The 26,062-nt window shown below is 42.1% G+C and carries 26 protein-coding genes; 10 read left to right on the top strand and 16 right to left on the bottom strand.

All coding sequences use genetic code 11. From position 1 onward, the window contains the following. Positions 1–55: 55 nt before the first annotated feature. Both sipW and tapA read right to left on the bottom strand, forming a co-directional pair. The gene (gene sipW, locus B1K71_RS03000) at positions 56–685 is read right to left on the bottom strand and encodes a signal peptidase I SipW (protein ID WP_245799129.1); all 630 of its coding nucleotides are present in this window, start codon (positions 683–685) and stop codon (positions 56–58) included. Beyond that, positions 682–1,626: an amyloid fiber anchoring/assembly protein TapA gene (gene tapA / locus B1K71_RS02995; RefSeq protein ID WP_077324511.1), complete on the bottom strand. Its 945-nt coding sequence runs from the start codon at positions 1,624–1,626 to the stop codon at positions 682–684. The genes sipW and tapA overlap by 4 nt, the downstream gene beginning before the upstream one ends. 309 nt (positions 1,627–1,935) lie before the next feature. On the opposite strand from tapA, the gene B1K71_RS02985 reads away from it, so the two are divergent. The 4 genes from B1K71_RS02985 (at position 1,936) to B1K71_RS02970 (ending at position 7,527) form a co-directional block, all read left to right on the top strand. Beyond that, entirely contained in the window at positions 1,936–2,949 is a 1,014-nt protein-coding gene (locus B1K71_RS02985) for a DUF2804 domain-containing protein (protein ID WP_077324509.1), read from the top strand. A gap of 334 nt (positions 2,950–3,283) precedes the next feature. Beyond that, positions 3,284–4,582, top strand: a complete 1,299-nt coding sequence (locus B1K71_RS02980; protein WP_245799136.1) for an alkaline phosphatase — start codon at positions 3,284–3,286, stop codon at positions 4,580–4,582. A 314-nt stretch (positions 4,583–4,896) separates the two neighbouring features. After that, a complete protein-coding gene (locus B1K71_RS02975; RefSeq protein WP_139343281.1) occupies positions 4,897–5,874 on the top strand; it encodes a DmpA family aminopeptidase in 978 nt (325 codons plus the stop codon). Positions 5,875–6,378: 504 nt separating this feature from the next. After that, positions 6,379–7,527: a PTS transporter subunit EIIC gene (locus tag B1K71_RS02970; protein WP_077324506.1), complete on the top strand. Its 1,149-nt coding sequence runs from the start codon at positions 6,379–6,381 to the stop codon at positions 7,525–7,527. Positions 7,528–7,690: 163 nt separating this feature from the next. Here the strand turns inward: B1K71_RS02970 and B1K71_RS02965 are convergent, their stop codons facing one another. Next, complete coding sequence (locus B1K71_RS02965; protein ID WP_077324505.1) at positions 7,691–7,921, bottom strand: excisionase family DNA-binding protein; 231 nt, start codon at positions 7,919–7,921, stop codon at positions 7,691–7,693. An 85-nt stretch (positions 7,922–8,006) separates the two neighbouring features. Between B1K71_RS02965 and B1K71_RS02960 the strand changes: the two genes are divergently transcribed. Continuing rightward, complete coding sequence (locus tag B1K71_RS02960) at positions 8,007–8,990, top strand: TIGR00341 family protein (RefSeq protein ID WP_077324504.1); 984 nt, start codon at positions 8,007–8,009, stop codon at positions 8,988–8,990. On the opposite strand, the gene B1K71_RS02955 is transcribed toward B1K71_RS02960, so the two are convergent. From B1K71_RS02955 to B1K71_RS02945, 3 genes are all read right to left on the bottom strand, one after another. Next, positions 8,987–9,268: a GNAT family N-acetyltransferase gene (locus B1K71_RS02955; protein ID WP_077324503.1), complete on the bottom strand. Its 282-nt coding sequence runs from the start codon at positions 9,266–9,268 to the stop codon at positions 8,987–8,989. The two genes, B1K71_RS02960 and B1K71_RS02955, sit on opposite strands and share 4 nt — an antisense overlap. Positions 9,269–9,314: 46 nt before the next feature. After that, on the bottom strand, positions 9,315–10,247 hold the full coding sequence (gene cyoE, locus B1K71_RS02950; RefSeq protein WP_077324502.1) for a heme o synthase: 933 nt from the start codon (positions 10,245–10,247) through the stop codon (positions 9,315–9,317). A 215-nt stretch (positions 10,248–10,462) separates the two neighbouring features. Next, the gene (locus tag B1K71_RS02945) at positions 10,463–10,996 is read right to left on the bottom strand and encodes a hypothetical protein (RefSeq protein WP_077324501.1); all 534 of its coding nucleotides are present in this window, start codon (positions 10,994–10,996) and stop codon (positions 10,463–10,465) included. A gap of 136 nt (positions 10,997–11,132) precedes the next feature. On the opposite strand from B1K71_RS02945, the gene B1K71_RS02940 reads away from it, so the two are divergent. Further along, a complete protein-coding gene (locus B1K71_RS02940) occupies positions 11,133–11,639 on the top strand; it encodes a hypothetical protein (RefSeq protein WP_245799128.1) in 507 nt (168 codons plus the stop codon). A gap of 47 nt (positions 11,640–11,686) precedes the next feature. Here the strand turns inward: B1K71_RS02940 and B1K71_RS19775 are convergent, their stop codons facing one another. After that, the gene (locus B1K71_RS19775; protein WP_175631806.1) at positions 11,687–11,842 is read right to left on the bottom strand and encodes a hypothetical protein; all 156 of its coding nucleotides are present in this window, start codon (positions 11,840–11,842) and stop codon (positions 11,687–11,689) included. A gap of 115 nt (positions 11,843–11,957) precedes the next feature. Between B1K71_RS19775 and B1K71_RS02935 the strand changes: the two genes are divergently transcribed. The 4 genes from B1K71_RS02935 to B1K71_RS02920 all read left to right on the top strand — a co-directional run bounded on the left by B1K71_RS02935 (position 11,958) and on the right by B1K71_RS02920 (position 15,676). After that, positions 11,958–12,722, top strand: a complete 765-nt coding sequence (locus tag B1K71_RS02935) for an NRDE family protein (protein WP_077324500.1) — start codon at positions 11,958–11,960, stop codon at positions 12,720–12,722. A gap of 178 nt (positions 12,723–12,900) precedes the next feature. Next, positions 12,901–13,464: a tyrosine-type recombinase/integrase gene (locus B1K71_RS02930; RefSeq protein WP_077324499.1), complete on the top strand. Its 564-nt coding sequence runs from the start codon at positions 12,901–12,903 to the stop codon at positions 13,462–13,464. A 60-nt stretch (positions 13,465–13,524) separates the two neighbouring features. After that, the gene (locus B1K71_RS02925; protein WP_077324498.1) at positions 13,525–15,018 is read left to right on the top strand and encodes a DUF1538 domain-containing protein; all 1,494 of its coding nucleotides are present in this window, start codon (positions 13,525–13,527) and stop codon (positions 15,016–15,018) included. Next, positions 15,008–15,676: a P-II family nitrogen regulator gene (locus B1K71_RS02920; RefSeq protein WP_139343280.1), complete on the top strand. Its 669-nt coding sequence runs from the start codon at positions 15,008–15,010 to the stop codon at positions 15,674–15,676. Before B1K71_RS02925 ends, B1K71_RS02920 begins: the two co-directional genes overlap by 11 nt. A 32-nt stretch (positions 15,677–15,708) precedes the next feature. Here the strand turns inward: B1K71_RS02920 and B1K71_RS02915 are convergent, their stop codons facing one another. From B1K71_RS02915 to B1K71_RS02875, 9 genes are all read right to left on the bottom strand, one after another. Beyond that, positions 15,709–16,683: a tRNA dihydrouridine synthase gene (locus B1K71_RS02915; protein ID WP_077324615.1), complete on the bottom strand. Its 975-nt coding sequence runs from the start codon at positions 16,681–16,683 to the stop codon at positions 15,709–15,711. Between the two features lie 122 nt (positions 16,684–16,805). Next, on the bottom strand, positions 16,806–18,173 hold the full coding sequence (gene rlmD / locus B1K71_RS02910) for a 23S rRNA (uracil(1939)-C(5))-methyltransferase RlmD (RefSeq protein WP_077324497.1): 1,368 nt from the start codon (positions 18,171–18,173) through the stop codon (positions 16,806–16,808). A 248-nt stretch (positions 18,174–18,421) separates the two neighbouring features. Then, complete coding sequence (locus tag B1K71_RS02905; RefSeq protein ID WP_077324496.1) at positions 18,422–19,363, bottom strand: diacylglycerol kinase; 942 nt, start codon at positions 19,361–19,363, stop codon at positions 18,422–18,424. Between the two features lie 338 nt (positions 19,364–19,701). Further along, a complete protein-coding gene (locus tag B1K71_RS02900; protein ID WP_077324495.1) occupies positions 19,702–20,496 on the bottom strand; it encodes an ABC transporter ATP-binding protein in 795 nt (264 codons plus the stop codon). Continuing rightward, a complete protein-coding gene (locus tag B1K71_RS02895; protein ID WP_077324494.1) occupies positions 20,489–21,487 on the bottom strand; it encodes an ABC transporter permease in 999 nt (332 codons plus the stop codon). The genes B1K71_RS02900 and B1K71_RS02895 overlap by 8 nt, the downstream gene beginning before the upstream one ends. Positions 21,488–21,575: 88 nt before the next feature. Next, entirely contained in the window at positions 21,576–22,583 is a 1,008-nt protein-coding gene (locus B1K71_RS02890) for an ABC transporter substrate-binding protein (RefSeq protein ID WP_077324493.1), read from the bottom strand. 144 nt (positions 22,584–22,727) lie between these two features. Then, entirely contained in the window at positions 22,728–23,723 is a 996-nt protein-coding gene (locus B1K71_RS02885) for an alpha-ketoacid dehydrogenase subunit beta (RefSeq protein WP_077324614.1), read from the bottom strand. Positions 23,724–23,822: 99 nt separating this feature from the next. Continuing rightward, entirely contained in the window at positions 23,823–24,881 is a 1,059-nt protein-coding gene (gene pdhA / locus B1K71_RS02880) for a pyruvate dehydrogenase (acetyl-transferring) E1 component subunit alpha (RefSeq protein ID WP_077324492.1), read from the bottom strand. Between the two features lie 15 nt (positions 24,882–24,896). Further along, positions 24,897–26,039: a Leu/Phe/Val dehydrogenase gene (locus B1K71_RS02875; RefSeq protein WP_077324491.1), complete on the bottom strand. Its 1,143-nt coding sequence runs from the start codon at positions 26,037–26,039 to the stop codon at positions 24,897–24,899. Positions 26,040–26,062 lie beyond the last annotated feature (23 nt).

Below are 26,062 nucleotides of genomic sequence, written 5' to 3'. Positions count from 1 at the left end.
TTTTACCCTGTTTGGGTATGTATATATATTGAACCCTACTATTAGGGAAACAATCTTAGGAAATTGGCTTTTCCTCTTCTGACAGACTTCCTGATTTTGCCTTCTCCTCCACCGCCTTAACTGCCTGACGAATGGTGATGATGGAATATCCGAGAAGAAATAATCCCGGAACAATCAACAGTACTGCTACTCCCATTGGCGACCCTGCATAGCTCAGCAGATAACCGACATACGGGATTGTAAAGCCGGTGTACTGCGCGACCACGTTATCCGGCAGTACAAGATTCATATCAGGGGCTTCATTATTATCACCTTTTGTTCGGTATTGAACTGCATCACCCTGTTGAACCACTTCGACTATCCGGTGTGTGACAAGATGATCGCTGTTCTCTTTGAATGTAATCACATCACCCTTTTGCAGATTTTCCGTCTGTTTCAGCTTTTCAACGAGGATGATGGACCCGGTTTCAAATTCGGGACTCATAGATCCCGACAAAACGGTTTTCACCTGATAACCGAACAATTGCGGTTCTCCACCTGATGCTCTTGCAGAAATAACTAGAAATGTCATGCCAACCAATACAATGATGAGAAGTGTCGAAATTGTGCTGCTGATAAATTTCATAACTTTTCGCTTTGTCATCCGCTTCACTTCTTTCTGTTCGCCTCCTTCTTGTTTTGTCATTTCGCATCACCTTCCTTTGCAGAGTCCTTTTGTTCATCTTGCTTACTGGTCTCCACTGACTGATTCTTCTTTTTTTCTGGAGTCTGTTCACTTTCCTTTTGTTCTTTTTCAGGTTTCACTGTTTCATTCACATCAGTTTTTGTATCTGGTGAATCATGCTGCTCTTCTTGTTTGTCAGTTTTTGACTTTTGACTTTCCGTTTCTTCTTTCACTTTTGGCTTTTCCGTCTTTTTCTCAGAAGCAGGTTTCTTGGATGATTCCTTTTCGGCTTTGGCCTTATCCTGTTTATCTGACGTTACAGGCTTAGTGGTCTTCGTTTTATTCTTTTCTTGTGACTCCGTTTCAGGCGTACCAAAGCATGCATCAATTTCTTCCTGTGTGATCTCTATCTTTCCGCCCCATGGTGTGCTTTTACCGGGGTGACCCGGCCGCTGATAGGCTTTAAAAACATATTTTCCAGGCTGCAGGTTATCCGTTTCAAAAACCAATTTTGCCTTCTCCCCGCTATCCAGCGCAGGAATTACTCCTTCAAAAATAATTTCGCCGGGATGCGGCTTATTCGGTCCTTTTTGACCATCTGGAGCATATTGAACCTCAAATTTCGATGGTCCAGCCATTGGCTCGCTTCCATTCTTGTTCTTTATATAGGAATAAAGTTCAAACACGCCGTTCTTACAAGAGAAACCATAGTCCCCGCTTCCTGTAAGTGATTCCAATGAACTTTTATCCCACTGTCCGTCACCAGGCGGATCCTCTATTTCCTGCTCCCAATCAACATGGATTTTTCCGGTTACTTCTTCAATATCATTGAAACTGGCATTGGTGTACGTATTAAAATAAGTACCGGCAATCAAAAGGCAACACCAGATCATAAAAATTTGTGAACCGTTAACAATGAGCTTGAAGTTATTACGGAACTTTCTTAAACGCGATTTCCGCATGAATAACCCTCCTTCCACATTTGTTCTTTTTAATGAACAATATTGGTAAAAAAATATGTTGTAAGTCACTCTTTGTTTTGTTCTTTATAATGAACTTAGGTAGAGTATATGCCAGAAGTACTATTTTGAAAAACCCCAAAAACAGCCGAATATCCAATTTACCCCCCATTTTCGTTCGCTATCAAGAAATTACTCGATTTTACTTATTATTTTGTATTTTTTAAAGAACATCCTTGTGCTCAATATAGAACAAACGTGTGCAGGATTTTTCTGCTGAATCCCGAATGGTATTACAAAGGAGTGATTTTCATGACAGTTAATATGGAACGTGAAATAACAGAACCTGTGTTATTATGTGACAAATCCGGAAATCTCAATTATGACAGTGTCGGCTGGGCCAAAAAACCGATCATCACAGCAAACCTGTCCGGTCATTTTCTGCGGAAAAAGAAATGGAACTACTGGTGTGTATTCAGCCGGGAAGCACTGTTATCTGCAACAATCAGTCATCTTGATTATGCGGCTGTATGCTTCATATATTATTTGGAATATGAGACAAAGGAATTTCATGAAAAAACGTTTATTATTCCGTTTAATAAAGATATTCAAATGCCGGAAGAGATTCTGGACTCTGTCAATGCTATGAGTAAAGATACAGGTATATTTTTTATATGGAATAACGACTATATGAATCTTAAAATTCACTGTACAGACTTTGGGGGAGCAGAATTAAAAGCGGATATTAACATCCATTATCCTGAAGACATGGAGACGTTAAACGTGATAGTTCCGTGGAGTGATAAACAATTTCAGTTCACTGCCAAACACCACTGTCTGCCCGCTGATGGATCCTTCTCAATCGGAACGAAGACATTTTCATGTAATCCTGAGACGGACTTCGGTGTTCTGGATTTTGGACGCGGGATATGGCCGCGGAAAAGTACATGGAACTGGGGCATGGCTTCCGGACGCCAAGGAAATGATGTCATTGGGTTAAACTTCGGCGGTAAATGGACCGATGGCACAGGATCAACCGAGAATGCTGCAGTCCGAAACGGGGTAATTACAAAAATAAGTGAAGATGTTGACTTTATTTATAATCGCCATGATTTAATGCAGCCATGGTCCATCCAATCGAACCAGGTACGGCTGACCTTTGAGCCATTTTACAAAAGAACGTCCGCATTCAATGCACTTGCAATCAAATCAAACATGTACCAGATAGTTGGTCACTTTTATGGTGAAATAACCCTTCGTCATGATGATACCCTTGTGATCGATAAACTGCTCGGATGTATTGAGGACCACACCGCCACATGGTAATAAAGGCAGGCTTTTAAAAGGTCTGCCTTCACTTGACTCACCATACTTCCGTCCCCCAACCTAAGTACTGTTTTTACAGCAGTATACAGTCCTTTTTTAAGATATATCTAACTTTATCCCTACCTTCCTCCTATTTTTTTACCTTTTCTTTATAATTCTCCAAACCTACTAATTTATATGACAAAATATCAACCTATTCGACTATTTATCTAAAAACCCCTTTCCATTAAGCTTGAAGTAGATTAACAAAAAATTTTTGAGGAGGAGAAACATGTACAAAAGGCTTTTGGCTGTTTTAGGAATTTGTGCACTTATCGCAGGAAGTGTCTTGACCATGACTGGCGGGACCGAATCCACCACCGCAGACGCTGGGAACAAGTTCAATTCTCCCAACAATGGAAAAGTGAAAAACGTGATCGTAATGATTGGTGATGGTATGGGGCCAGCGTATACAACAGCATACCGCTACATGAATGATGACCCTTCCACACCAAAAATGGAACGCACTGCATTTGATAATTATTTTGTCGGGATGGCAAGCACCAACCCCGAGGACAAGGAAGAAAATGTAACAGACTCCGCCGCAGCAGCAACTTCCATGGCTGCAGGTATTAAAACCTATAATGGTGCAATTTCGGTCGATAATGATCGCAAGCCCGTAGGAACGGTACTGGAAGCTGCGAAAGAAAAAGGGATGGCAACCGGACTTGTGGCTACTTCCCAAATAAATCATGCAACTCCGGCTGCATTTGGAGCGCATGATGTATCACGAAATAATTATAATGATATTGCTGATGATTATTTTGACGACATGATTAATGGTGAACATAAAGTGGATGTTATGCTTGGTGGCGGGACAAGCTATTTTGACCGCGAAGACAGAAATCTTATCAAGGATTTCAAGAGTGACGGTTATAACTATGTAACTTCCACTGAAGAAATGATGGAAAACGACAGTGAACAAATGCTTGGCCTATTCGCCCCGGTTGGCTTGCCTAAAGCCATTGACCGCCCGGAATCCGACCCTTCCCTGGAACAAATGACGAAAGCAGCACTTGAGCAGTTGGATAAGGAGAAAAACGGATTTTTCCTGATGGTGGAAGGAAGCCAGATTGACTGGTCGGGTCATGCAAACGATGTGACAAGTGCAATGAGCGAAATGGAAGACTTTGCGAAGGCATTTGAAGCAGCAGTTGAATTTGCCAAAAAGGATAAACATACCCAGGTTGTTCTGACAGCTGATCACTCAACCGGCGGGTTCTCCATCGGCCGGGATGGCGAATATAATTTCAATCCTGAACCAATCAAAGCGGCTGAACGCACTCCGGAATTTATGGCACAGGAGATCATAGACGGTGCTGATACTGAAGAAGTATTAAACGAATATGTAAACTTCGAATTTACAGATGACGAAATGGCCACCATTGAGCAAGCGGCTGATACCGATGACTTTGACAAACTGTACAGCACAATTTCAGAGGTATTCAACAAGCGTGCTGGTGCAGGGTTCACAACCGGCGGACATACTGGTGTGGATGTTCCGGTTTATGCATATGGACCGAAAAGTGAAGTCTTCTCCGGATTAATTGACAATACCGATATTGCCAATGAAGTCTTTAACTTTTTGAAATAAGCGATAAGTATGTAGGAGCAGGCTGCTGAGTAAAGGCAGTCTGCTTTTTTATATAAACTCCTGTGAATGGCACATTAATTGTTGTTTCCGATATCAACCGTTCCGGAGTTATCAACCGTAGTGGACAAGATATCAACCCTTAGTACACATAATCAACCAGTGCGGCGAATAAATCAACCTTCACTGGAGATTAATCAACCTTCATCAGCAAAGAATCAACCAACCAGGATGAAATATCAACCAACCACCCTGTTCATCATACAGGAACCAATGTTTGCTATACTATAATTACAATCATTAGGAGGAATGTTCACATGGCATTGCAAAAAGGAAAATTCAACTGTATTACTGATGTTGACGGTGTACAGGCCGGGCACGTCACCCTTTATCAAAAAATAAATGACAAGGAAACCATTTGTACCGGTGTGACCGCCATTCTGCCGCATGAAGGTAATCTTTTTCGTCATAAAACCCGAGCAGCAAGTCATGTGATAAATGGATATGGCAAGACAGCGGGACTGGTGCAAGTGGATGAGCTGGGAATGCTTGAATCCCCAATCATGCTGACTAATACATTTAGTGTCGGTGCTGTGCTTCAAGGAACTTTACAGTACATGCTGCAGCAGAACGCAGAAATTGGCGACACGGCAAGTTCGTTGAATATTGTAGTTGGAGAATGCAACGACAGTTACTTAAACTCCATGCGGCTGCAAGCTGTAAAACCGGAACATGCTGTCAAAGCGATTGAAAACTCCAGTCGGGCACCTGTTCAGGAAGGTGCGGTTGGTGCTGGTAAAGGAATGATTTGCTACGGATATAAAGGTGGGATTGGAACAGCATCCCGAATGGTGGAAGGGTATACAGTCGGCTGCCTTGTCCTGAGTAATTTTGGAAAACGGGAACAGGCTTTGTTTGCGGATTTCGGAAAGGTAAAGATGGATACACCGGACGGATCCATTATGATGGTAATCGGAACCGATGCTCCGTTATACGACCGCCAATTAAAGCGGCTTGCCAAACGATGTGCGGCCGGACTTGGCAGGACCGGAAGCCATATTGATAACGGTAGCGGCGACATTGCAATCGCATTTTCCACAGCAAATACATATGCGCATCAATCGGATTCCCCAACCGGCACACTTTCTTTTATTCGTGATGATCATCCCGTTATGAATAAACTTTTCCAGGCAGTTATTGAATCAACAGAAGAGGCGGTTATCCGATCGCTGAAATGTGCAGAGACAACAGAAGGAAGAAATGGGAGAATCGTAGAAAAGGCACCGCTCCAGTGAGCAGGTGCCTGAAAGTTTAAATGCTTACTCAGCCGGGGGCAGAGTTCTTCTTGTCATGCTGTTTCCCGTAATACTTCCCCAAATGTTTTTGTATGGGAACATTTGTATAAAAGTACATACCCATGATGAATATCCCGAAAAACCACCCGGCAATCTATCTGTAAATTAACAACTCATCGTATCCATCAACACCATATTTTCGCAGCAGAAATACTTTTAATCCAGCCATGAAAAGGCCACAATGATAAACATGACCTGAATAAGTTGAAACCATTTAAAGCAGTTTTTCTCCAATTAGATCCACAAATCTAAAAAAATACTTGAAATTAAAAACGCTTACATATATTATATAGTTATTAGTTTGTTTATCAAACAAACTAATAACTACCAAAATGAAAGCGCTAAAAATGAAACACAAGAAGGAACAAAACTTGGTGAAGAATAACTAAACTTCCCCTCCCCCTTGCATTATTCGCAAAAATATAAATCCAGAGGTGAACAGCTATGAGTAATCAAAAGCAAGATAATACCCGGGAAACAAAATTGCCAAATGAAGAGAATGAATCAGCATTATCCAAAGTTTTAGGTGTCATTTCAGGAAGTTTTGCACCTATTATCGGTCTGCTTGCGGGAGCTGGACTTTTAAAGGCATTGTTATCGGTGTTATCCACGTTAGGTTGGATGTCTCCTGAAAGCGGTACCTATATCATTTTATCTGCAGCCGGAGATTCAGTTTTCTATTTTCTTCCTGTTTTCCTCGGTATTTCAATATCGACTAAACTTGGTGCCAGCGGATACGTCGGAGGGGCTATCGGGGCCTCGATCCTAGCACCGGACATTGTGAAACTGGCAGAGGGTGGTGTAGAGTCGATTGACTTTTTAGGCATTCCTGTCTTATTAGCAAACTATTCTTCTACTGTTTTTCCAATTTTCATCGCAATGTTTGTTTATGCAGGCTTGGATAAATTGTTGAAAAGAACCATACATAAAGACCTTCAACTGTTTATTAACCCAATGATTTCACTAGTGATTATTGTCCCGATGACCATGCTCATATTCGGTCCTATAGGATCAATGCTTGGTGAAGGACTTGGTTCTCTTATTAGTTTCCTAAGTGATCAAAGCGGTCTTTTGGCTGGTGCTGTATTGGGAAGCGCTTGGACATTCCTTACAATTATGGGGTTACATTGGGCTGTCATACCGCTTGCGATTGCAAATCTATCAACCGGTACAGATCCAATAATTGCAATGGCGGCAGCAGCACCGTTTGCACAGGTTGGAATAGGAATTGTCGTTTTACTAAAAACAAAGGATAAACAGCTGAAAGCACTTGCTGCAAGTGGAGTTGTACCCGGTGTTCTGGCGGGAACAACGGAGGCAATAAACTACGGAATTATACTGCGTTATAAACGGACCATGGTTTATGCTGCCATTGCAGGAGCTGTTGGCGGTGCGATCAATGGCAGCCTGGGCACCGTTATGAATGATTTTGTGCTTCCGAGTGTACTGTCAATCCCGGCCTTTTCGCCCATCCTGCAATATCTGTTTGGCATTGGAATTGCCTTCGCTTTGGGGTTTGTTTTAACGTACCTTTTCGGGTATGAAAGTAAACGGACAGTTAACAATTACGACCCTATGTATATGACAAAATAAAAGTTAGCCGTCCACGGTTAGGGAGATGAGTGTATAAAAAATTTTCCCTGTATATGAAGCGGGCACCTTTCTAAGTAGAAAAACGCCCGCTTAATGTAAATGTTTTATAATAGAAAATACCTTCAAAGGAAAAATTGAAAATGCTCCATCCCGGTAAGCCGACTCAATCCTCATCTTTCACATCAATATCTTCCGGGAGTGGTTCACGCAAATATTCCTGAATCATTTCGCGGTACTTCTCCATTTGTTCCAGATGAGTGCTGAACTGATCCTTATTGATGAGGTACTGCTTGCCGTCATAAACAGCACGGATTTTTCCCTGAAGCACAAATGCCCGGATTTTAGCTTCATCGAGTTCAAGATATTCAGCTGTTTCCTTAATTGTCAAATACATACGGATGTCCCCTTCTGTTAGGAATGATTATGTATTACTTCGGCAAGAATGAGGAGTATCTTAAAAGAAACGAAGAGGGATAACAATGGATTTCCAAATGATTGAAGTGTATGCCCCAAACAGCTTTGACTATAAAAAGGAGTTGCTTACAAAATTCAATTCTGTATCCCATTGGACCTATCCTGCAAAAAACAAACAAATATTGATACGAATTCTTGTTAAAAAAGAAGATTCCGAAAGCATTCTGAACTATCTTGAAAAACTTGCGCAGCAAAAAACGCAAGAATTTGATGCAATGCTTTATACCGTTAAAGCACATATCCCGAGCAGGCTACACGAAAAAAACACCCCTGAAGACAATAAGGAAGAATTTGAGCGTGCAAGCAAACATGAGTTATATTCCGTCGTTGAAACATCAAGTGAAATTAATACAAGTTTTTCCTGGTTTACTGTTTTTGCGGCACTTGTTGCCGGAGTTGGTGTTATTCAAAACAGTCCTACTCTTGTTCTCGGTGCAAACGTAATTGATCCATCCTTCAGGCCCATCATTGGAATAGCCTTTTCCTCTGTGTTAGGTGAGGGAAAATTAGCTAAAAAAACCGTGATTACCGCTCTCTATGCAATTTTCATTCCTATTGGTATAGCCGGGTTGTTCGGATATCTTTTTCAACTTCCGACTGACAGTGGAGAATTTATTACACAGACAAATGTCCATATATTAGATTTACTTGTTGCCATTTCTGCTGGTGGTGCAGGTGCATTATCATTTGTCAAAAGGTCACAGGGGCAATTAGTCGGAGTAATGATTTCTCTTGCCGTTTTGCCTACAGCGGTAGTATTCGGTATGATGGTTGGTGCAGCAAGATGGGAATCTGCCCTTACCCCTCTGCTGCTTCTTTTAATCAACGTAAATTCCATCTTAATATCGGCTATTATTGTCCTTTGGATAAGCGGCATAAAGCCCGTTAACTGGAAGGACATTAAAAGCGCAAACACATCGCGGCTTAATGCCCTTTTATTCACTGGTGTTATAGGACTTAGTCTAGTTATAATGGTTATTCTGATTTAATTTTCAGCTAGTACATCACGGTATTCAGGGGTCTTTTCGATTTTCTCTTTAGCATAAGGACAGGTTGCTTCGATCTTCTTGTCCTGTTCTTTGGCAAATTCCACCATTTTGCCGACCAATTTACCAGCAATGCCTTGTCCACGCAGTTCATCGGCAGTATAGGTATGATCCACTTCCAGAACATCATTCCCTTTTTCCTTATAGGTAATTTCAGCAACAGGGTTCTGTTCATCATCACCGATATAAAATTTATGATCACCTTTTTTAATGTCGCCCATTTTTCATTCCTCCTTTTCTTTCATTTATTTCCGTTTGTATTGGCAGCTAAACGATTGTGACAACAATTGAAAGCAGAAAAACAAACATTAAATAATTGACGGAGAATAAAAACATCTTGTTGGCCCATTTTAAATCGTCTTTTCCAAAGAGTCCGCTGATTGCAAAAATAAGCCAGCCGAGATTCAATGCAGAAACGAGTACAATAAAAACAGTTCCAAGTGATGCCAAATAAAGTGGTATTGGGAGAAGGCATGCAATATAAACCACGATTTGACGTTTTGTCATTTCAAATCCATGTACAACCGGAAGCATTGGAACACCTGCATCCTTATACTCATCATATTTCCGGATAGCGATGACAAATGTATGCGGGATTTGCCATATAAACAATACCAATGCAAGCATAATCGGAACAATATGGTTAGCAGGCTCAATTGCCGCCCAGCCGATTAATGGTGTCACTGCACCGGATACACTGCCAATAACCGTGTTCAATGTATATCTCCGTTTGGACCACATCGTATACAAAAACACATAGACAAACCATCCGATAAACGCGTATAACGCAGCTTCAAGTGTTGTAAACAACAATAAAATCATACCGGCAGCTGATAAAGTTATCCCCGTCCACAGAACGGTCTTCAATGAAAAATTACCCGTTACGGTCGGCCGATTTTGTGTTCTCGCCATAACCTTGTCAATATCCACATCATACCAGTTATTCAATATGAGTGCACCGGCCATCACAAGCGTACTTCCAATAACCGTCAGAACGAGGCTGTCAATATGGCTTCCCAATGTGGAACCGGTGAAATAAATGGCAAGCCAAAAACCTGCAAAAACCGGTACAACATTTGAAATCAGAACAACAGCTTTAAAAAGCTCTTTTAAATCCGCCATAATGGTGCCGCCCTCTGATGCCGCACTTGTACTATATCCTTTTATATTTACGGAAGAGAGTGAATCCTCTTTACGCATAATAATCCTCCCTTTGACGGGCAAGAAGCATCTTTCATGTAAAGCAATTAACGCCATGATAAAAAATAGTTCTTTCCATCGCATAAGTTCGTCTTTATTATAACAGTATTTGAAATCCTTAACACGCGACAGCGCTTATCGTTGAAAATCTGTCAAAAAGTGATCAGCGGCGATAAATATATCCCCGCTGCCCATGAACTGATAAAACGATTTCCCTATTTCATCCTGCTAGCTGAAACCAAACCGGAAACCGTTTCATACATTACACCAACTCCCTCTTTCGTTGTATCATAGTTAAAAGCATGGTCCGTTTGAATGCCAATACTGTCTGCCTCCTTAACGGAATCCATATTGGCACCCATAAAAATAAAGTCCCAGCCATACTTTTCCTGCTGATAACGAATTAATTCTTTAACCTTAGCATGTGTAAACTCTTTACTGGCATTTTCCATGCCGTCAGTTGTAATCACAAAAATAACATGATCCGGCTTTTTTTCCGCTGCAGCATCTGAAATCCGCCGTCCAACTGCCAGAATTGTTTTTCCCATTGCATCAAGCAATGCTGTACAACCGCGAACATAATACTCGTTTTCGGTTAACTTTACTTGCTTTGCATCCACCCCGTTCCACAGCATTTCATACATATCATCAAACAATACTGTAGTGAGATATGTTTCGCCTTCCATCCGGTTCTGCATATCCAGAAATGCATTAAATCCGCCAATTGTATCCCTCTCCAGCCCTGCCATTGATCCGCTCCTGTCCAGCAGAAAAATAATCTCCGTGATATCTTTTTCATATCCATCATCCTCCCCTTCTTATTCTGCTATAATAATAGCCGACAAGATAAATCGTTTGGTCGCCTGATAAGCGACAAATTTGGGGGTGATTGGAATTCTGGACAAAAAGCTTTTACAGGAACTTGAGATGTATATAAGGAATCATGCCATCACTGCTGTTTCCGCTCCCTATGAAATAAAAGAAACCATCGATCTGGAGCAATCTATAGATGGGGTTGAACTGGAAGGCTTCATAAAGGATAAGCGGAAACCGACACTCCATGAGGTCCTATTTGATTTCATCAATCGGAAAGGTTTTACAGATTCAGAGGTTTATAAAAAAGCAGGCATTGACCGAAGACATTTTTCCAAAATCCGATCATACCATGATTATCGAATTAGTAAGAATACTGCAATCGCGCTGGCATTGGCACTTGAGCTGACAAAAAAAGAAACAGACAAATTGCTGCGTTCCGCCGGATTTTCTCTGTCCGAAAGTGATACACATGACCTGATTATTCAATTTTGTATCGAAAAAAAGCTGTATAATATCCATTATGTGAATCAGGCTTTGGATTATTTCAGTTTAAAGCCGTTGACCGGACTGCATTGAAAAAAGAGCCGGATTTTCTGCATAATCGACTCTTTTCCATACAAGCTTTATTTTTTCTCCAGCAATTGTTTTAATTCACTTTGCTCTTTCCGCAGTTCCTTCACTTCCTGTTCTAGCGAATTTATTTTATCATGAAGCGGCTTTAACGCCTCCTCCAACTGGGATTTCAAACGCAGCGCCTTTTCATTCGCCGATGTCTCCATTACCTATCCCTCCTTCCATTTCATAGTACAAAAAGCTGTCCCTGTTTAAAAGCAAACCGGGAATTTTCTTTGGTCCGTCCACCATTGTATAATGAACGCGAAGGGACTGTTGCTGATGTGTTTAATAACGTTTCAATTCCAAAACCATTCCAAATACAAATTAATCGTTGCAGCCAACCGTGATGAGTTTTATCAGCGGCCGACAATGGATGCGCACTTTTGGGAAGATGATCCTGAAATTTTAGCGGGGCGTGATTTAACTGCAATGGGTACATGGCTTGGCATCACCAAACAAGGCCGGTTTGCCGCACTGACCAATTACCGTGACCCTGAGCAGACGACTGCCGGCAAAAAATCACGCGGGAATATTATCAGAAACTATCTGTCCAACCAAGCCAAAACAACAGAGTACCTGAAAGAACTGCAAAACGAGCAGCATAATTTTGTCGGATATAATGTAATAGCCGGTACACCGGATGAATTGTATTACTACAGCAATATCCAAAACGAAATCAGGAAAATCCCGGCAGGCATCCACGGACTCAGCAATGATTTCCTGGATACTCCATGGCCAAAAGTAACCCGAACGAAGACAAAACTGAATGAATATGTCCAAACCACTGATACACCAGAGCCTAATAAATTGTTTGATATTATTTCCGATACGACCGAGGCAGCAGATGAACAACTTCCGGGAACAGGTGCCAGTCTCGAACTGGAACGCAAACTATCTCCCCCGTTTATTAAGACGCCTGAATACGGGACCCGCTCCTCAGTGCTACTGCTGATCGACCGTGATAAAAACGTATTTTTTACAGAGCGAACATATGATAAAGGAAAATTCAAACGGGAAAATACATTCACGTTTCAAATTGATTAATGTAAAGAGACAGGTTCCAATGCCTGTCTTTTTTAATACCGGAAAACCCGAGTCCACTTAACCCCAAAACAATCACATCTCGCGAACAATTTTTTCAAAATACAAGCAAATCATTTTTAATGTTACTTAAATTACATTAAAATATAATTAAGTAACATTATATGCTGGAGGAAAGCCAATGGAGTTTGTCGAACCGATTAAAAAACCTGAAGATATTAAAGCAATCAAGGAATTATTGCGGCAGCATTCACAGCGTGACGTACTGTTTTTTGTTCTTGGAATCAACACTGGAATAACCATACGTGATTTGCTTTCCTTAAAAGTAAAAGATGTATGGGTTCATGGTGAACCAAAACAGTTTTTAACTATCCCGGATTTCCATACCTGTCAGGAAAAAGCATTCTATCTCAACCGCAGTGTATCCAGGGAACTAACAACCTATCTTTCCAAAAACAATGCCGATCAAAATGATTACCTGTTTAAATCAAAGAAAAACAACAACCCCATTACCCGGCAGCAGGCATATCGGATTGTAAATCAAGCGGCAAAGGACGCAGGTATGACAGGCAAAATCGGAACACATACATTGCGAAAAACATTCGCGTATCACGCATACCGGAAAGGAATCGCGATATCGATTATCGCCAGAATTTTAAATCACCATTCGTCCTCTGAAACGTTACATTATATCGGAATCGATAAACATGAAAAAAACATCGTAAAGGTGGATGTTAATTTGTGACCGGACAAACATCCTTATTCCGCCCTTCATTAACAAGTACAAGAAAGGATGAAATTCATTGTGAATGTATTGGTTTCCAAGTTAAAAGAAGTATTATATGCAGTTCTTCCAATCACCATTATGGTTCTAATCTTAAGTTTCACGTTAGCCCCTCTTGAACCCACATTGCTTATTCGTTTTATTATCGGCGCAGTTTTAATCATTATCGGCCTATCCATCTTTTTATTTGGTGTCGATATCGGGGTTACGCCTATTGGTCAGACAATTGGTTCGGCCATCGCGAAATCCAATAAAATCTGGATTGTTATAATAGCGGGAATACTGCTCGGATTCTTCATCTCGATTGCGGAACCTGACCTGCATATTCTTGCCGGACAAGTTGAGATGGTAACTTCAGGACTCATCAGCAAAATAAGCCTTGTCGTTGTCGTATCCGTTGGAATTGGCTTACTGATTGCGACTGGTCTGGTCCGGATTGTTTATAACATTCCATTATATAAGTTGTTAACCTTTCTATATCTTATTATTTTTGTACTTGCGATATTTACATCTCCCGAGTTTTTGGCAATCTCCTTTGATGCATCGGGGGCTACCACTGGTGCCTTAACCGTACCGTTCATTCTGGCGCTTGCTTTAGGTATTTCCTCTCTGAAAAAGGACAGCAAAGCTTCTGAAAAAGACAGTTTCGGGTTGGTTGCCATTGCTTCAACCGGAGCCATCATAACTGTCATGATTATGAATATCATCATGCAAACGGATAAAATGTCCGGCAGTTTGGAAAAGGCGGCTGCGGACTCCAATTCTATTATCGGTCCATTCCTGCATGAGTTTCCGGTCATCACTTTTGAAATCATTGTTGCTTTGCTGCCGATTTTAATTATTTTCCTTGTATTTCAGAAATTTTCCTTTAAAATGTCTAAGAAGGCGATACGAAAAATTTTAATGGGAATGCTGTTTACATTTATCGGCCTCGTTCTTTTTCTGGTTGGCGTAAATGCCGGATTTATGGACGTTGGAAGTATGGTAGGATACAATATTGCATCAATGGACAATAAAGCATATATCATTGTTATAGCCTTTGCTTTAGGAGTCGTTACCATCCTTGCTGAACCGGCTGTGCATGTCCTGACCAGTCAGATTGAAGATGTCACAAGCGGCTATGTAAAACGTTCTGTTGTATTGGGTACCTTGTCAATCGGCGTTGGTCTGGCAGTTCTTTTATCGATACTGAGAGTATTGATACCAGATCTTCAACTATGGCATTACCTGCTGCCCGGTTATCTGATTGCGATTGCATTATCCTATGTTGCTCCAAAACTGTTTGTCGGGATTGCTTTTGATTCGGGTGGCGTTGCATCCGGCCCGATGACAGCTACCTTTATTCTGGCATTTGTCCAAGGGGCAGCTGAGGCAACGGAAGGAGCAAATGTACTTGTTGATGGTTTTGGCATGATTGCACTGGTCGCAATGACGCCATTAATTGCGTTACAGCTGTTAGGACTTGTTTTTAAAATGAAAACCAAAAAAGGAGGAGTGAAGCGAAGTGTCGAATAAAACTGAAATGACGGATCTTGAATTAGTTTGTATTATCGTAAACACGGGATTGGGAAGCAAAATTATGCAAACTGCCAAGAAACACGGCATCTCAGGAGGCACCGTGCTTGTCGGCAAAGGAACTGTCAAAAATAAGATCCTTGAAATGCTGGCTTTAACCAATGTTAAGAAAGAAGTTATCTTAATGGGTTCCAGTAAAGGAACAGCCAGCCAGGCGCTTGAAAAACTGAATGAAAAATTTAAATTCACCAAGCCAAATCACGGCATTGCCTTTACTACCTCAATAAATCAAATTTTTGGCGCAAGAAGTTTTAAAAATGACCGTATGGTTGAAAACGGAGGTGCGGATGACAAGATGTATCATGCCATTACAGTGATTGTTGAAAAGGGAAATGCGGAAGATGCAATTGATGCAGCTGCTGATGCTGGTTCAAAGGGCGGTACAATCATAAATGCCCGCGGATCAGGAATCCATGAAACAAGCAAAGTGTTTTCAATGGAAATAGAACCGGAAAAAGAGATTGTGCTGATTATTTCGGAGAGAGACAGCACAGATGCAATCGTTTCTTCCATCCGTCAGAAACTCGAGATTGATGAGCCGGGAAATGGAATTATTTTTGTCCAGGATATAAATGAAACGTATGGTTTGTATAAATAAATATATATTAAAAAGCAGCTGATTTTTGGATATCAGCTGCTTTCATTTATACTGTCAAAATTATCGAGCAATGCACGCACTTCATCTGTTGATTCTGCATCCATCAATTGATTTCTTAATTCACTCGCCCCTCGGAACCCGCGGACATATATCTTAAAAAAGCGGCGAAGCGGTTTGAATGGTCGCGGCTCAAATTCCTTTGAATATTTATCGTGGAGTTCAAGCTGCAACCTTAAAAGATCAAGCAATTCCTTACTGGTATGTTCTTTCGGCTCCTTTTCAAAGGCAAATGGGTTCTTAAAAACTCCGCGTCCAATCATAACCCCATCAATACCGTATTTGTCGGCAAGTTCCAATCCGGTTTGACGGTCGGGAATATCCCCATTGATTGTTAAAAGGGTATCCGGGGCCACATGATCACGAAGTTTCTTAATCTCTGGAATCAATTCCCAATGGGCATCTACTTTACTCATTTCCTTTTTCGTACGCAGATGAATTGAAAGATTAACGATGTCTTGTTCCAATAAATGTGTCAGCCAGTCGCGCCATTCATCGACATCCGTGTAACCTAGCCTTGTCTTCACACTCACAGGCAATCCACCGGCTTTTGCTGCTTGTATAATATCTGCTGCAACTTCCGGTCGGCGGATAAGCCCGCACCCCTTCCCCTTAGGTGCCACATTGGGGGCAGGGCATCCCATATTGATATCCACACCCTGAAAGCCTTGTTTCGCCATTCCAATACTCATTTCCCGAAAGTAATCAGGCTTGTCCCCCCATATATGGGCCACCATTGGCTGTTCATCTTCTGTAAAAGTTAAACGCCCGCGCACACTATAAATCCCCTCTGGATGACAATAACTTTCTGTGTTTGTAAACTCTGTAAAAAACACATCAGGTCTGGCTGCTTCACTCACCACATGGCGAAAAACAACATGTGTCACATCTTCCATTGGTGCAAGTACAAAAAACGGGCGAGGTAAATCACGCCAAAAATTATCTATCATTTCAAATTCAATTCCTCTCATCTGGGACAAAAAATCCAATGTTGTCTTGTTTCCTTTACACTTATATCATGTTTTAGCACGTTTTATCAAATTGATTGGAGAAGTTTGTTTTGGAAATATAGTCATCTCTCCAACCAGCAGACACTTTCAATGTGTGGTGTCAGCGGGAACATATCAACGGGCTGCACTTCCTGTGTCTGAAAACCGCCATCCTCCAGAATACGCAGGTCCCGTGCCAATGTGGAAGGATTGCAGGAAACATAAACGATCCGCTTCGGCTGCATCTCAATCATAGCCTGAAGCAGTTCCTCATCACAGCCTTTACGCGGTGGATCGACAACGATAACATCAGGATTCAAGCCTTGTGCCTTCCACCATGGCATGACCTTTTCTGCTTCCCCAACAAAAAACTCCGCATTCGTAATTCCATTCATTTTTGCATTCTTTTTGGCGTCGCTGATTGCTTCCGGAACAACTTCCACCCCATATACTTTCTTCGCTTTTTGTGCTAAAAATAAGGAAATCGTTCCAATCCCGCAATAGGCATCAATTACAAGATCGTTATGATCGATGGCCGCATATTCCAGTGCTTTGTTATACAGTTTCTTCGTCTGGGATGGGTTGACCTGATAAAAAGATTTTGCAGAAATAGCAAACGTAATATCTCCTATTTTGTCGTGAATGTATGCGTCACCCCATACTACCTCTGTTTTATCACCCAAAATAACGTTCGTTTGCTTGCTGTTCACATTATGGACAATCGATTTCAAGTGAGGAAATTGGGCAGTCAGTTCATTGATGAGTTCTTCCTTGTGCGGCAGCTTATTCGTGCGTGTCACAAGTACAACCATGACATCCTTTGTTTTCCCACCGGTGCGGACCATTATATGTCTCAGGACTCCGCGATGATCTTTTTCGTTATACGGCTTAATCCCGTACCTATTAGAAATATCCCGTACCGCTTTTACAACTTCATTGATCACTTCATTATGGGTGACACAGGTTTCCGTGTTCTCGATGATATGATGGCTGCGTTTCTGATAAAAGCCGGTAATAAGTTTTCCGTTTTTCTCACCGACTGGAATTTGCACTTTGTTGCGGTAATGCATTGGCTTGTCCATGCCAATAATCGGATGAACCGGGACATGGTCCAGATGTGCAATCTTTTTCATCGCATTTTTTACCTGATTCTGTTTCATCTCCAGCTGAAGATTGTAACTCATATGCTGAAGCCCGCAGCCGTTGCACTTGTCATCACAAACCGGCTCAATACGTTCCGGGCTCTCTTTTGTCAGTTCCAAAAGTTTTCCGAATCCAAAGTTTTTATTTGCTTTAACAACCTTCACCCTGCCTTCCTCACCGGGTAATGCCTGCGGTACAAATAACGGATAACCGTCTATTTTTCCGACACCGCTTCCTTCATGGGTGAGATCCTCGAAATGGAGTGAGATTATTTCATTTTTTTTAACAGGAGCTGTATGTTTTGGCATGGGTACCTTCCTTTTCGTTCAAACGTTTGATTTACATCTTATCATAATTACAGCTTGAATTTGAGCAAAAGCGTCGTCCCTTTCGCATATTCCAATTATAATTGCACTCGTTATTTGGTTTGCTGTTACATTCATCAAGACACAAAAAGAGCGGGATACGATACTCCAATCAATCTCCAGCAAACTTGATCATCTGGATAAAAAGGATACCAGTTTTTGACATAAAAAGAAGGCCCGTATCCCGAACATCATTGGGATAACGGACCTTCTTCCATTTCAGCGGCAGCTCTTTCTTTCTCTACAAATTTGTCCGGAACAAAGAATTCGATATGCTGCTGCAGATTCATGAATTTTCCCGGAAGCAAGCCACCAAATTCACCGTCTATATTCAACTGCATTTTTTCATCGGTTGTCACATTTACTTCCTTTGCCTTGGCATAAATAATATGTTTATCCTCAAGGTGGGCTCCCCGTAATGCCAGGCTGGCAATGCGCACGAATTCAGCCAAATTGGCGTTCTTAATTATGATCAGATCAAAGTAGCCGTCGTTTGCTTTGGCATCTGGTGCCAGCTTTTCAAATCCCCCAACAGAATTGGTGTTGGAAACAAGAAAAAGCATAATATCCTCATCAATCACATTACCATCATATTCAATTTTTGCCCTGGTTGGTTTCAAAGAAGGAAGCATTTCAATGCCCTTCATATAATATGCCAACTGTCCAAGCATCGTCTTTAATTTGCTTGGCACCTCATATGTCAATTCTGTCAGCTTTCCGCCGCCAGCTATGTTCATGAAATATTGGTCATTGACCCGCCCGATGTCAAGAAACATTGACTGCCCATCCAATATAATATCAATCGCTTTTTTAATATCGCGGGGAATGGATAACGCCCTGGCAAAGTCATTCGTGGTACCTGTGGGAATAATCCCGAGTTTTGGACGGTATTCCTGCTCCGCAAGTCCGTTAATGACTTCATTTATTGTACCATCACCGCCGACAGCAACAACCAGATCAAACTGCCGCTCTACAGCAATTTTCGCAGCTTTAATGGCATCACCTTCACTTGTCGTTGCGTGTGCAGATGTTTCATATCCGGCAACTTCAAAACGCTCCAGAACGGTTGCCAGTTCTCGTTTAAATACTTCCCGGCCGGATGTTGGATTATATATAATACGTGCATTCTTCATCATGTTCCCCCCAATTTTTCCAAAAACAAATTTTAGAAAACTTGGCTTATCATCAAGCCTTGGTTACGCTTATACAACAAGAATTGTTCTTATACGATTAAAAAGGTTAATTTTTATATCCACCGTTTATCATAGCCCTTTTTTTCCGATTTGAAAAGGGGAAAGAACGTGTGAACGCTAATACGATTCTTAGAAGAACATGATGTGATGGCGGTGGAAGGTATCCGGTCGTCTATGGATTCAACAAATTTGTGGATTAAATTGGCATTGGAGGGAAGCTTCTCCGCAAAAAAATATGGATGCTGTTTCAATTGAAACAACATCCATACGCGCTTGACCTAACCAAGGACAGCACGGTCACTTTCAAATTGTTCTCCGCGTATACGCTGAAACTCTTTTAACAGATCCTCGATGACCAGCTTTTGTTTTTCCGCTCCCGCTATATCAAGAATGATCTGTCCTTTATCCATCATGATCAGCCGGTCGCCCAAATCGAGTGCCTGCTGCATATTGTGCGTTACCATTAACGTCGTCAAATCAAATTTTTTAATTACATTATCAGTCAGATTTGTAATCAGTTCTGCACGTGAGGGATCGAGTGCCGCTGTATGCTCATCAAGCAATAAAATATTCGGCTCGGTAAACGTCGCCATTAACAGGGATAGAGCCTGCCTCTCCCCTCCGGACAAAAAGCCGACCCGGGCATTTAGGCGATCCTCCAGACCCAGATTGAGACTGAAAAGGGTTTCTTTGAACATTTCCTTCCGTTTTTTCGTAACTCCGGGCACTAATTTTCGCTTTTTGTTCCGTGCATATGCCATTGCTAGATTTTCCTCGATGGTCATTGAGGGTGCTGTGCCGGCCATTGGATCTTGAAACACACGCCCGATATACCTGGACCGTTTATATTCCGGCAGATGGACAACGTTCTTGCCGTTAATACTCACTTCGCCAATATCCGGGATCAAATTGCCGCTCACTACATTCATTAAGGTCGATTTCCCTGCGCCATTGCTGCCGATTACTGTGACAAACTCACCTTTCTTCATCTCCAGTTCTACAGTTTTCAGTGCCTTTTTTTCATCTGGTGTACCTTCATTGAATGTGATGGAAATATCCTTCATTTTAAGCACCCTTATGCACCTCCTCTGCTTCGTTCTGACGTAGCTTAACTCGCTTTGCTATGCGGCGTTTCTTCTCTTTTCGCGCCTGAATAAATTTTGGTGCAACAAGAGCCACAATAACGAGCAGGGCCGTAATCATTTTCATATCACCTGTTTCCAAAAATCCAACCCGCAGTGCCATTGCTACTACAATTCGGTAGATGATGGCCCCGCCAATTACGGCCAACGTTGCCCGTGCTATTGTTTTGGTGCCAAACAGCGCTTCCCCGATTATTACGGAGGCAAGCCCAATTATAATCATTCCAATTCCCATATTAACATCAGCAAACCCGCCATGCTGAGCAATCAATCCGCCTGAAAATGCAACGAGTCCATTGGAAATTCCAATGCCGACAATAATCAGGGTATCTGTATTCGCCGATAAACTCCTGATCATAATCTGGTTGTCCCCTGTCGCACGAAGCGCAAGCCCTACTTCCGTCTTTAAATAATAATCCGTCAGAAATTTAATCGCCATTGTTACAACAATCATGACAAGAACAATGCTCCATGTCGGCGGAACATTATTCGCCCCGAAAAACGTAAACAAACCGTTCAATATCGGATCAAGACCTGTTGATTCCCAAAAAGACTCAAGCTGCTTAAATACGGTTGTTTCACTTAAGAGGGATAAAGTTGGCTGCCCCATGATTCGCAAATTAATAGAGTAAAGTGCAATCATCATCAAAATACCTGAAAGCAATGCATTGATATTTCCCTTTGCATGCAGAAACCCCGTAATACATCCTGCCAGAAACCCGGCAAATGCAGCTAAACAACTTGCGACGATTGGATTGACCCCATTCATAATGGAAATGGCAGCGACTGCTGCCCCTGTAACAAAACTTCCGTCAACCGTCAAATCGGGGAAATCCAGAATGCGGAAGGACAAGTAGACGCCTAAAGCCATAATTGCATAAATAACCCCTAATTCGACCGCGTTAAATAATGATAGAAACATATTTTCCCCCTTCTCGCAATCAGTGGTATAGAAAAATATTGGATTAAAAAGGCAGTTGATGCACTGCCTCATTAACCTGGATAAATATCTATTTTTCTTCTACAAACTTAGCGTCATCCCAATCGCTGTTCCACTCAATACCTTGCTTCTCTGCAGCTTTCTTATTAACGTACAATTCGATCTTAGGAGGATATTCAACCGGAATGTCTGAAGGTTTCTTTTTACCTGTCAGAATCTGAACAGCCATTTCACCGGTACGATATCCGATGTCATAATAGTCTATCCCATATGTTGCAAACCCGCCTTTTTCAAGGGAATTCGGTTCCCCGACAATTAATGGAATATCCTGTTCGTTGGCAACACCGACAACAGTTTCAAGGGCGGAAACAACCGTATTATCCGTTACAATGTAGATGACATCTACTTCACTCACAACAGTTGATGCTGCCTGCTGGACTTCAGAAGAGTTGGCAACTGTACGCTCCTCAAAACTGAGACTTGTACCCTCAGCAGCTTTCTTTACAGCTTCAATCTGCGAAACGGAATTTTGTTCCCCGGAATTGTATATTAAACCGACGGAGGCACCTTCAAAGTATTTATCAATAAATTCCACTGTTTTCTTGATTGCATCCGGATGCAAATCCGTAACTCCGGTTATATTTTTTCCGGGTTTGTCCATCGCATCCACCAACCCTGCACCAACCGGGTCTGTGACAGATGTGAAAAGAATAGGTATATCTTTTGTTGCCTGCAGAGCGCCAAGTGCACTTGGGGTGGAGTTGGCAAAAATAAGATCAACACCATCAGCAACAAATTTACTGCTGATAGTATTTACATTGTTCATATCGTTTTGCGCACTTTGATAATCATATTCCACGTTCAATCCGGCATCATCAATTGCTTTTTTAAAACCTTTATATGCTGCATCAAGCGAAGGATGCTCAAGGATTTGAGTCGCTCCGATTGTATAGGTTTTTTCACCGGAATTGTCACTGCTGCCGCCAGCGTTTTCTGCACCTGATGATTCATTGGAGCCACATGCAGCCAGCATCATGATCCCAACGAACATTACTGCCATAAATAAGACTTTCTTCATGAACATACTCCTCCATTCCATGTTAGGTTCAAAAAATTCAAATTTTTTATCGGACAGGTTTCCTGCCAGAATGGAAATGCTTCGTGGTGCAAAAAAAGTAATCGATTCGCTAACAAAGCGAACCGTATATTTATAGTCACCCCCCTAGAAACGAAACGCTTTTTCAATCTGTTGCAGCACTCGTTCCGCACTCGGCAGATAATAATCCTCCAGTGCAAAGAATGGAACCGGCACATCATAACCTGCAACCCGTTCAATAGGTGCACGCAAATATAAAAAGGAGGTATCGTTTATGGTCGACATAATATGTTCTCCGAATCCTCCTGTTGCATGTGCTTCATGGACAATCACTGCTCTGCCCGTTTTTTGAACGGATTCGGCAATGATATCCCGGTCAAGCGGGTATAAAGTTTGTAAATCGATTATATCACAGGTAATCCCTATTTGTTCGGCTTTTTTTACTGCCTTTTCCACAACAGGTATCATTGCCCCCCAGGCAATAACACTGACATCGTTTCCTTCCTTGACTCTCCGTCCTTTTCCAATCTCCGTTTTATATTTACGAGACGGCACATCTTCCCTTGAAGCACGATAATTGTGCATCGGTTCAAGAAACAGAACCGGATCGGGATCTTCTATTGCTGCGATCAGCAGCCCTTTTGCCTGCACAGGTGATGATGGGCAGACCACTTTGAGGCCCGGCATATGAGTGAAAATCGTCTCCATACTGTCGGAATGTACTTCAGGCGCGCGAATACCCGCACCATACGGAGCCCTGATTACCATTGGAACACTATAATGGCCCATCGTTTTCATACGGATTCGGGAGACATGTGTCATAATCTGGTTATATGCCGGATAAATAAATCCCATAAACTGAATCTCTGCAATTGGCTTAAATCCATTTACTGCAAGCCCGACAGAAGTGCCAATAATCCCCGATTCAGCAAGAGGGGTGTCGACAACCCGATCCTCCCCGAACTGTTCCTGAAGCCCATCAGTTGCACGGAAAACACCGCCGTTTTTACCTACGTCCTCCCCAAGAACCAATGTAGTTTCATCCAGGTCCAGCATTGTTTTCATCCCGTCATTGATTGCCTGAATCATTGTCATCGGTTTAACTGCTCCAGGTTGTTGCATTTCACGTTTCCAGTCTATGGCCACAGTTACTCCTCCTTTCGAGTTTTAAAGCAGCCTTTATGTTTTATCTGCCGCCGGAATTCTATATAATTACGCTTATTAATCATTCTTAACCGCCAATGAAAGACAAGTTTCCTTCTGCTCCAAAAGCTGTTTCGGAAGCTCCGCAAATATATGGTCAAACATATCTTCCGCTTTCGCTTGGGGATATGCTTCCATTGCTTCAATTGCCTGATCTACTTCATTTTTAAGTGATGCTTTCAATTCAGAAACTTTCTTCTCATCCCATATACCATATGTTTTCATATATTGTTCAATACGTGAGAGTGGATCAGCAATATCCGAACCTTTATCTGCTGGTCTGTATTTACTGGGGTCGTCTGCGGTTGTATGTGCACCGACTCGCCATGTGACAGCTTCGATTAGTGTTGGGCCCTTTCCGGAGCGGGCAAGCTCGACTGCTTTTTTTGTTTCCAAGTAAACAGCAAAGCAATCATTACCATCAATCCGAACACTTCGCATATCAAATCCGGCGGCCTTTTGTGCCACTGTTTTGGAGTTTGTCTGTTTTTCAAATGGGACTGAAATTGCATACCCGTTATTCTGGTTAAAAAATACCGTCGGAGTTTGGAATACACTTGCAAAATTTAAGCCTTCATGGAAATCACCTTGCGATGTTGCACCGTCCCCAAAATAAGCAATTGCCACGCGGTCCGTTTTTTTTCTTTTTTCAGCCCACGAAGCCCCGACTGCATGTGGAATCTGACTGGCAATTGGAACAGCAGGCGGGAAAATATTCTTTCCGGCAGGGGGGACACATCCTTCCGTGCGGCCATTCCAATATAAAAACATTCGTGTCATATCCACACCATATGTCAGTGTTGCACCATGGTCACGGTATGTCGGAAAAATCCAGTCACCATCCCCCATCGCCAATGCACTTCCCACTTGTGCTGCTTCCTGCCCGCCAAATGGCGGATACGTTCCAATTCTGCCCTGACGCTGCAAGCTGATTGCTTTCTGATCGAACGTTCGTATCCGGGACATATGATAAAACAGTTTTTCAACAAGTGCGGAATCCAGCTTGGACCCGTAAGCTTCATCGACAAGTTTTCCTTCATCATCCATGATTCGCTTGATCGGATAATCTGACACCATTCGTATTGCCCCCTTTTAATTCCGGATATCCCATTTAGGTTTAACTGCCCGGGTGTAAAAGTTATTTCGTCTCCCCCTTGTTTCCAAAACTTTTTCGCAAATATGATTTGCTGCTTCGATGGTTGACTGACCGCCTATTTTTGCCTGATGGTATACGTTAAGAAGGGTATTGTATATCTCTTTCGTTTTTATCAGCACCCGTTCCTTATTCGCACCATACAATTCATCGGCAACCTGTATCAGCCCGCCTGAGTTGATAATGTAATCGGGCGCGTATAAAATCCCTCTTTTGGCCAGTTCCACCCCGTGCTGTTCGGTCTGCAGCTGATTATTTGCAGATCCGGCAATAGCCTTTACTTTCAATTCGTTTATTGTCTGATCATTAATAACGCCGCCGAATGCGCATGGAACAAAAATATCAGCCTCCCGGGAATAAATTTCATCACTTGGAACATATCTGGCTATACCGGGGGCAGATTCAGCCTTTTTCATAATGGCGCGAACATGATCATCACTGATGTCAGTCACATAAATTTCCGCCCCTTCTTCCAGCAGCCCTTCCGCTACCTTAAATCCGACTTTCCCAAGACCTTGTATAGCATAGACTGCACCGGAAAGGGAGTTATTTCCAAACAGCACCTGATTTGTTGCCTGCAGTCCATATAATACCCCTTTGGCAGTCGGAACGGATGAATCACCTCCGCCGCCATATACTTCCGGAACACCGACAATATTGTTGGTTTCTTTAAGGGCATATACAAAGTCTTCCATATTTGTCCCCATGTCTGTTCCGGTATAAAAACGCCCCCCAAGCGACTCCACATACTGACCAAAACTGCGAAACAGTTCCGGTGTTTTATCTGTTTTCGGGTCACCGATAATGACTGCTTTTCCTCCGCCAAAGTCAACATCTGCAGCCGCACATTTATAAGTCATCCCTTCTGCCAGACGAAGCACATCGTCAAGTGCTTCCTCCAAAGAGTTATATGGACGCATCCGGCAACCGCCCAATGCTGGACCAAGTGTTGTATTATGTATCGCAATAATTGCCTGTAATCCGGTTGCGGGATCATTACAGAAAACAACCTGTTCATGTCCGGACATTTTGTCAAGCAGTACAAAATCTTCCGTGATGGATGAATCCTTTACTATCCCCATCATAATCCTCCTACAGTAGTATT

The organism is Virgibacillus siamensis, from assembly GCF_900162695.1.
GTDB lineage: Bacteria > Bacillota > Bacilli > Bacillales > Amphibacillaceae > Lentibacillus > Lentibacillus siamensis_A.
Note: the sequence above shows the minus strand (reverse complement) of the source record. Positions and strands in the feature narration are given on the sequence as shown.

Coding starts and splice junctions, on each gene's coding strand:
- sipW (WP_245799129.1), bottom strand. CDS start 685: ATGACAAAACAAGAAGGAGGCGAACAGAAAGAAGTGAAGCGGATGACA.
- tapA (WP_077324511.1), bottom strand. CDS start 1,626: ATGCGGAAATCGCGTTTAAGAAAGTTCCGTAATAACTTCAAGCTCATT.
- B1K71_RS02985 (WP_077324509.1), top strand. CDS start 1,936: ATGACAGTTAATATGGAACGTGAAATAACAGAACCTGTGTTATTATGT.
- B1K71_RS02980 (WP_245799136.1), top strand. CDS start 3,284: ATGACTGGCGGGACCGAATCCACCACCGCAGACGCTGGGAACAAGTTC.
- B1K71_RS02975 (WP_139343281.1), top strand. CDS start 4,897: ATGGCATTGCAAAAAGGAAAATTCAACTGTATTACTGATGTTGACGGT.
- B1K71_RS02970 (WP_077324506.1), top strand. CDS start 6,379: ATGAGTAATCAAAAGCAAGATAATACCCGGGAAACAAAATTGCCAAAT.
- B1K71_RS02965 (WP_077324505.1), bottom strand. CDS start 7,921: ATGTATTTGACAATTAAGGAAACAGCTGAATATCTTGAACTCGATGAA.
- B1K71_RS02960 (WP_077324504.1), top strand. CDS start 8,007: ATGGATTTCCAAATGATTGAAGTGTATGCCCCAAACAGCTTTGACTAT.
- B1K71_RS02955 (WP_077324503.1), bottom strand. CDS start 9,268: ATGGGCGACATTAAAAAAGGTGATCATAAATTTTATATCGGTGATGAT.
- cyoE (WP_077324502.1), bottom strand. CDS start 10,247: ATGCGTAAAGAGGATTCACTCTCTTCCGTAAATATAAAAGGATATAGT.
- B1K71_RS02945 (WP_077324501.1), bottom strand. CDS start 10,996: ATGGCAGGGCTGGAGAGGGATACAATTGGCGGATTTAATGCATTTCTG.
- B1K71_RS19775 (WP_175631806.1), bottom strand. CDS start 11,842: ATGGAGACATCGGCGAATGAAAAGGCGCTGCGTTTGAAATCCCAGTTG.
- B1K71_RS02935 (WP_077324500.1), top strand. CDS start 11,958: ATGTGTTTAATAACGTTTCAATTCCAAAACCATTCCAAATACAAATTA.
- B1K71_RS02930 (WP_077324499.1), top strand. CDS start 12,901: ATGGAGTTTGTCGAACCGATTAAAAAACCTGAAGATATTAAAGCAATC.
- B1K71_RS02915 (WP_077324615.1), bottom strand. CDS start 16,683: ATGATAGATAATTTTTGGCGTGATTTACCTCGCCCGTTTTTTGTACTT.
- rlmD (WP_077324497.1), bottom strand. CDS start 18,173: ATGCCAAAACATACAGCTCCTGTTAAAAAAAATGAAATAATCTCACTC.
- B1K71_RS02905 (WP_077324496.1), bottom strand. CDS start 19,363: ATGAAGAATGCACGTATTATATATAATCCAACATCCGGCCGGGAAGTA.
- B1K71_RS02895 (WP_077324494.1), bottom strand. CDS start 21,487: ATGTTTCTATCATTATTTAACGCGGTCGAATTAGGGGTTATTTATGCA.
- B1K71_RS02890 (WP_077324493.1), bottom strand. CDS start 22,583: ATGAAGAAAGTCTTATTTATGGCAGTAATGTTCGTTGGGATCATGATG.
- B1K71_RS02885 (WP_077324614.1), bottom strand. CDS start 23,723: ATGCAACAACCTGGAGCAGTTAAACCGATGACAATGATTCAGGCAATC.
- pdhA (WP_077324492.1), bottom strand. CDS start 24,881: ATGGTGTCAGATTATCCGATCAAGCGAATCATGGATGATGAAGGAAAA.
- B1K71_RS02875 (WP_077324491.1), bottom strand. CDS start 26,039: ATGGGGATAGTAAAGGATTCATCCATCACGGAAGATTTTGTACTGCTT.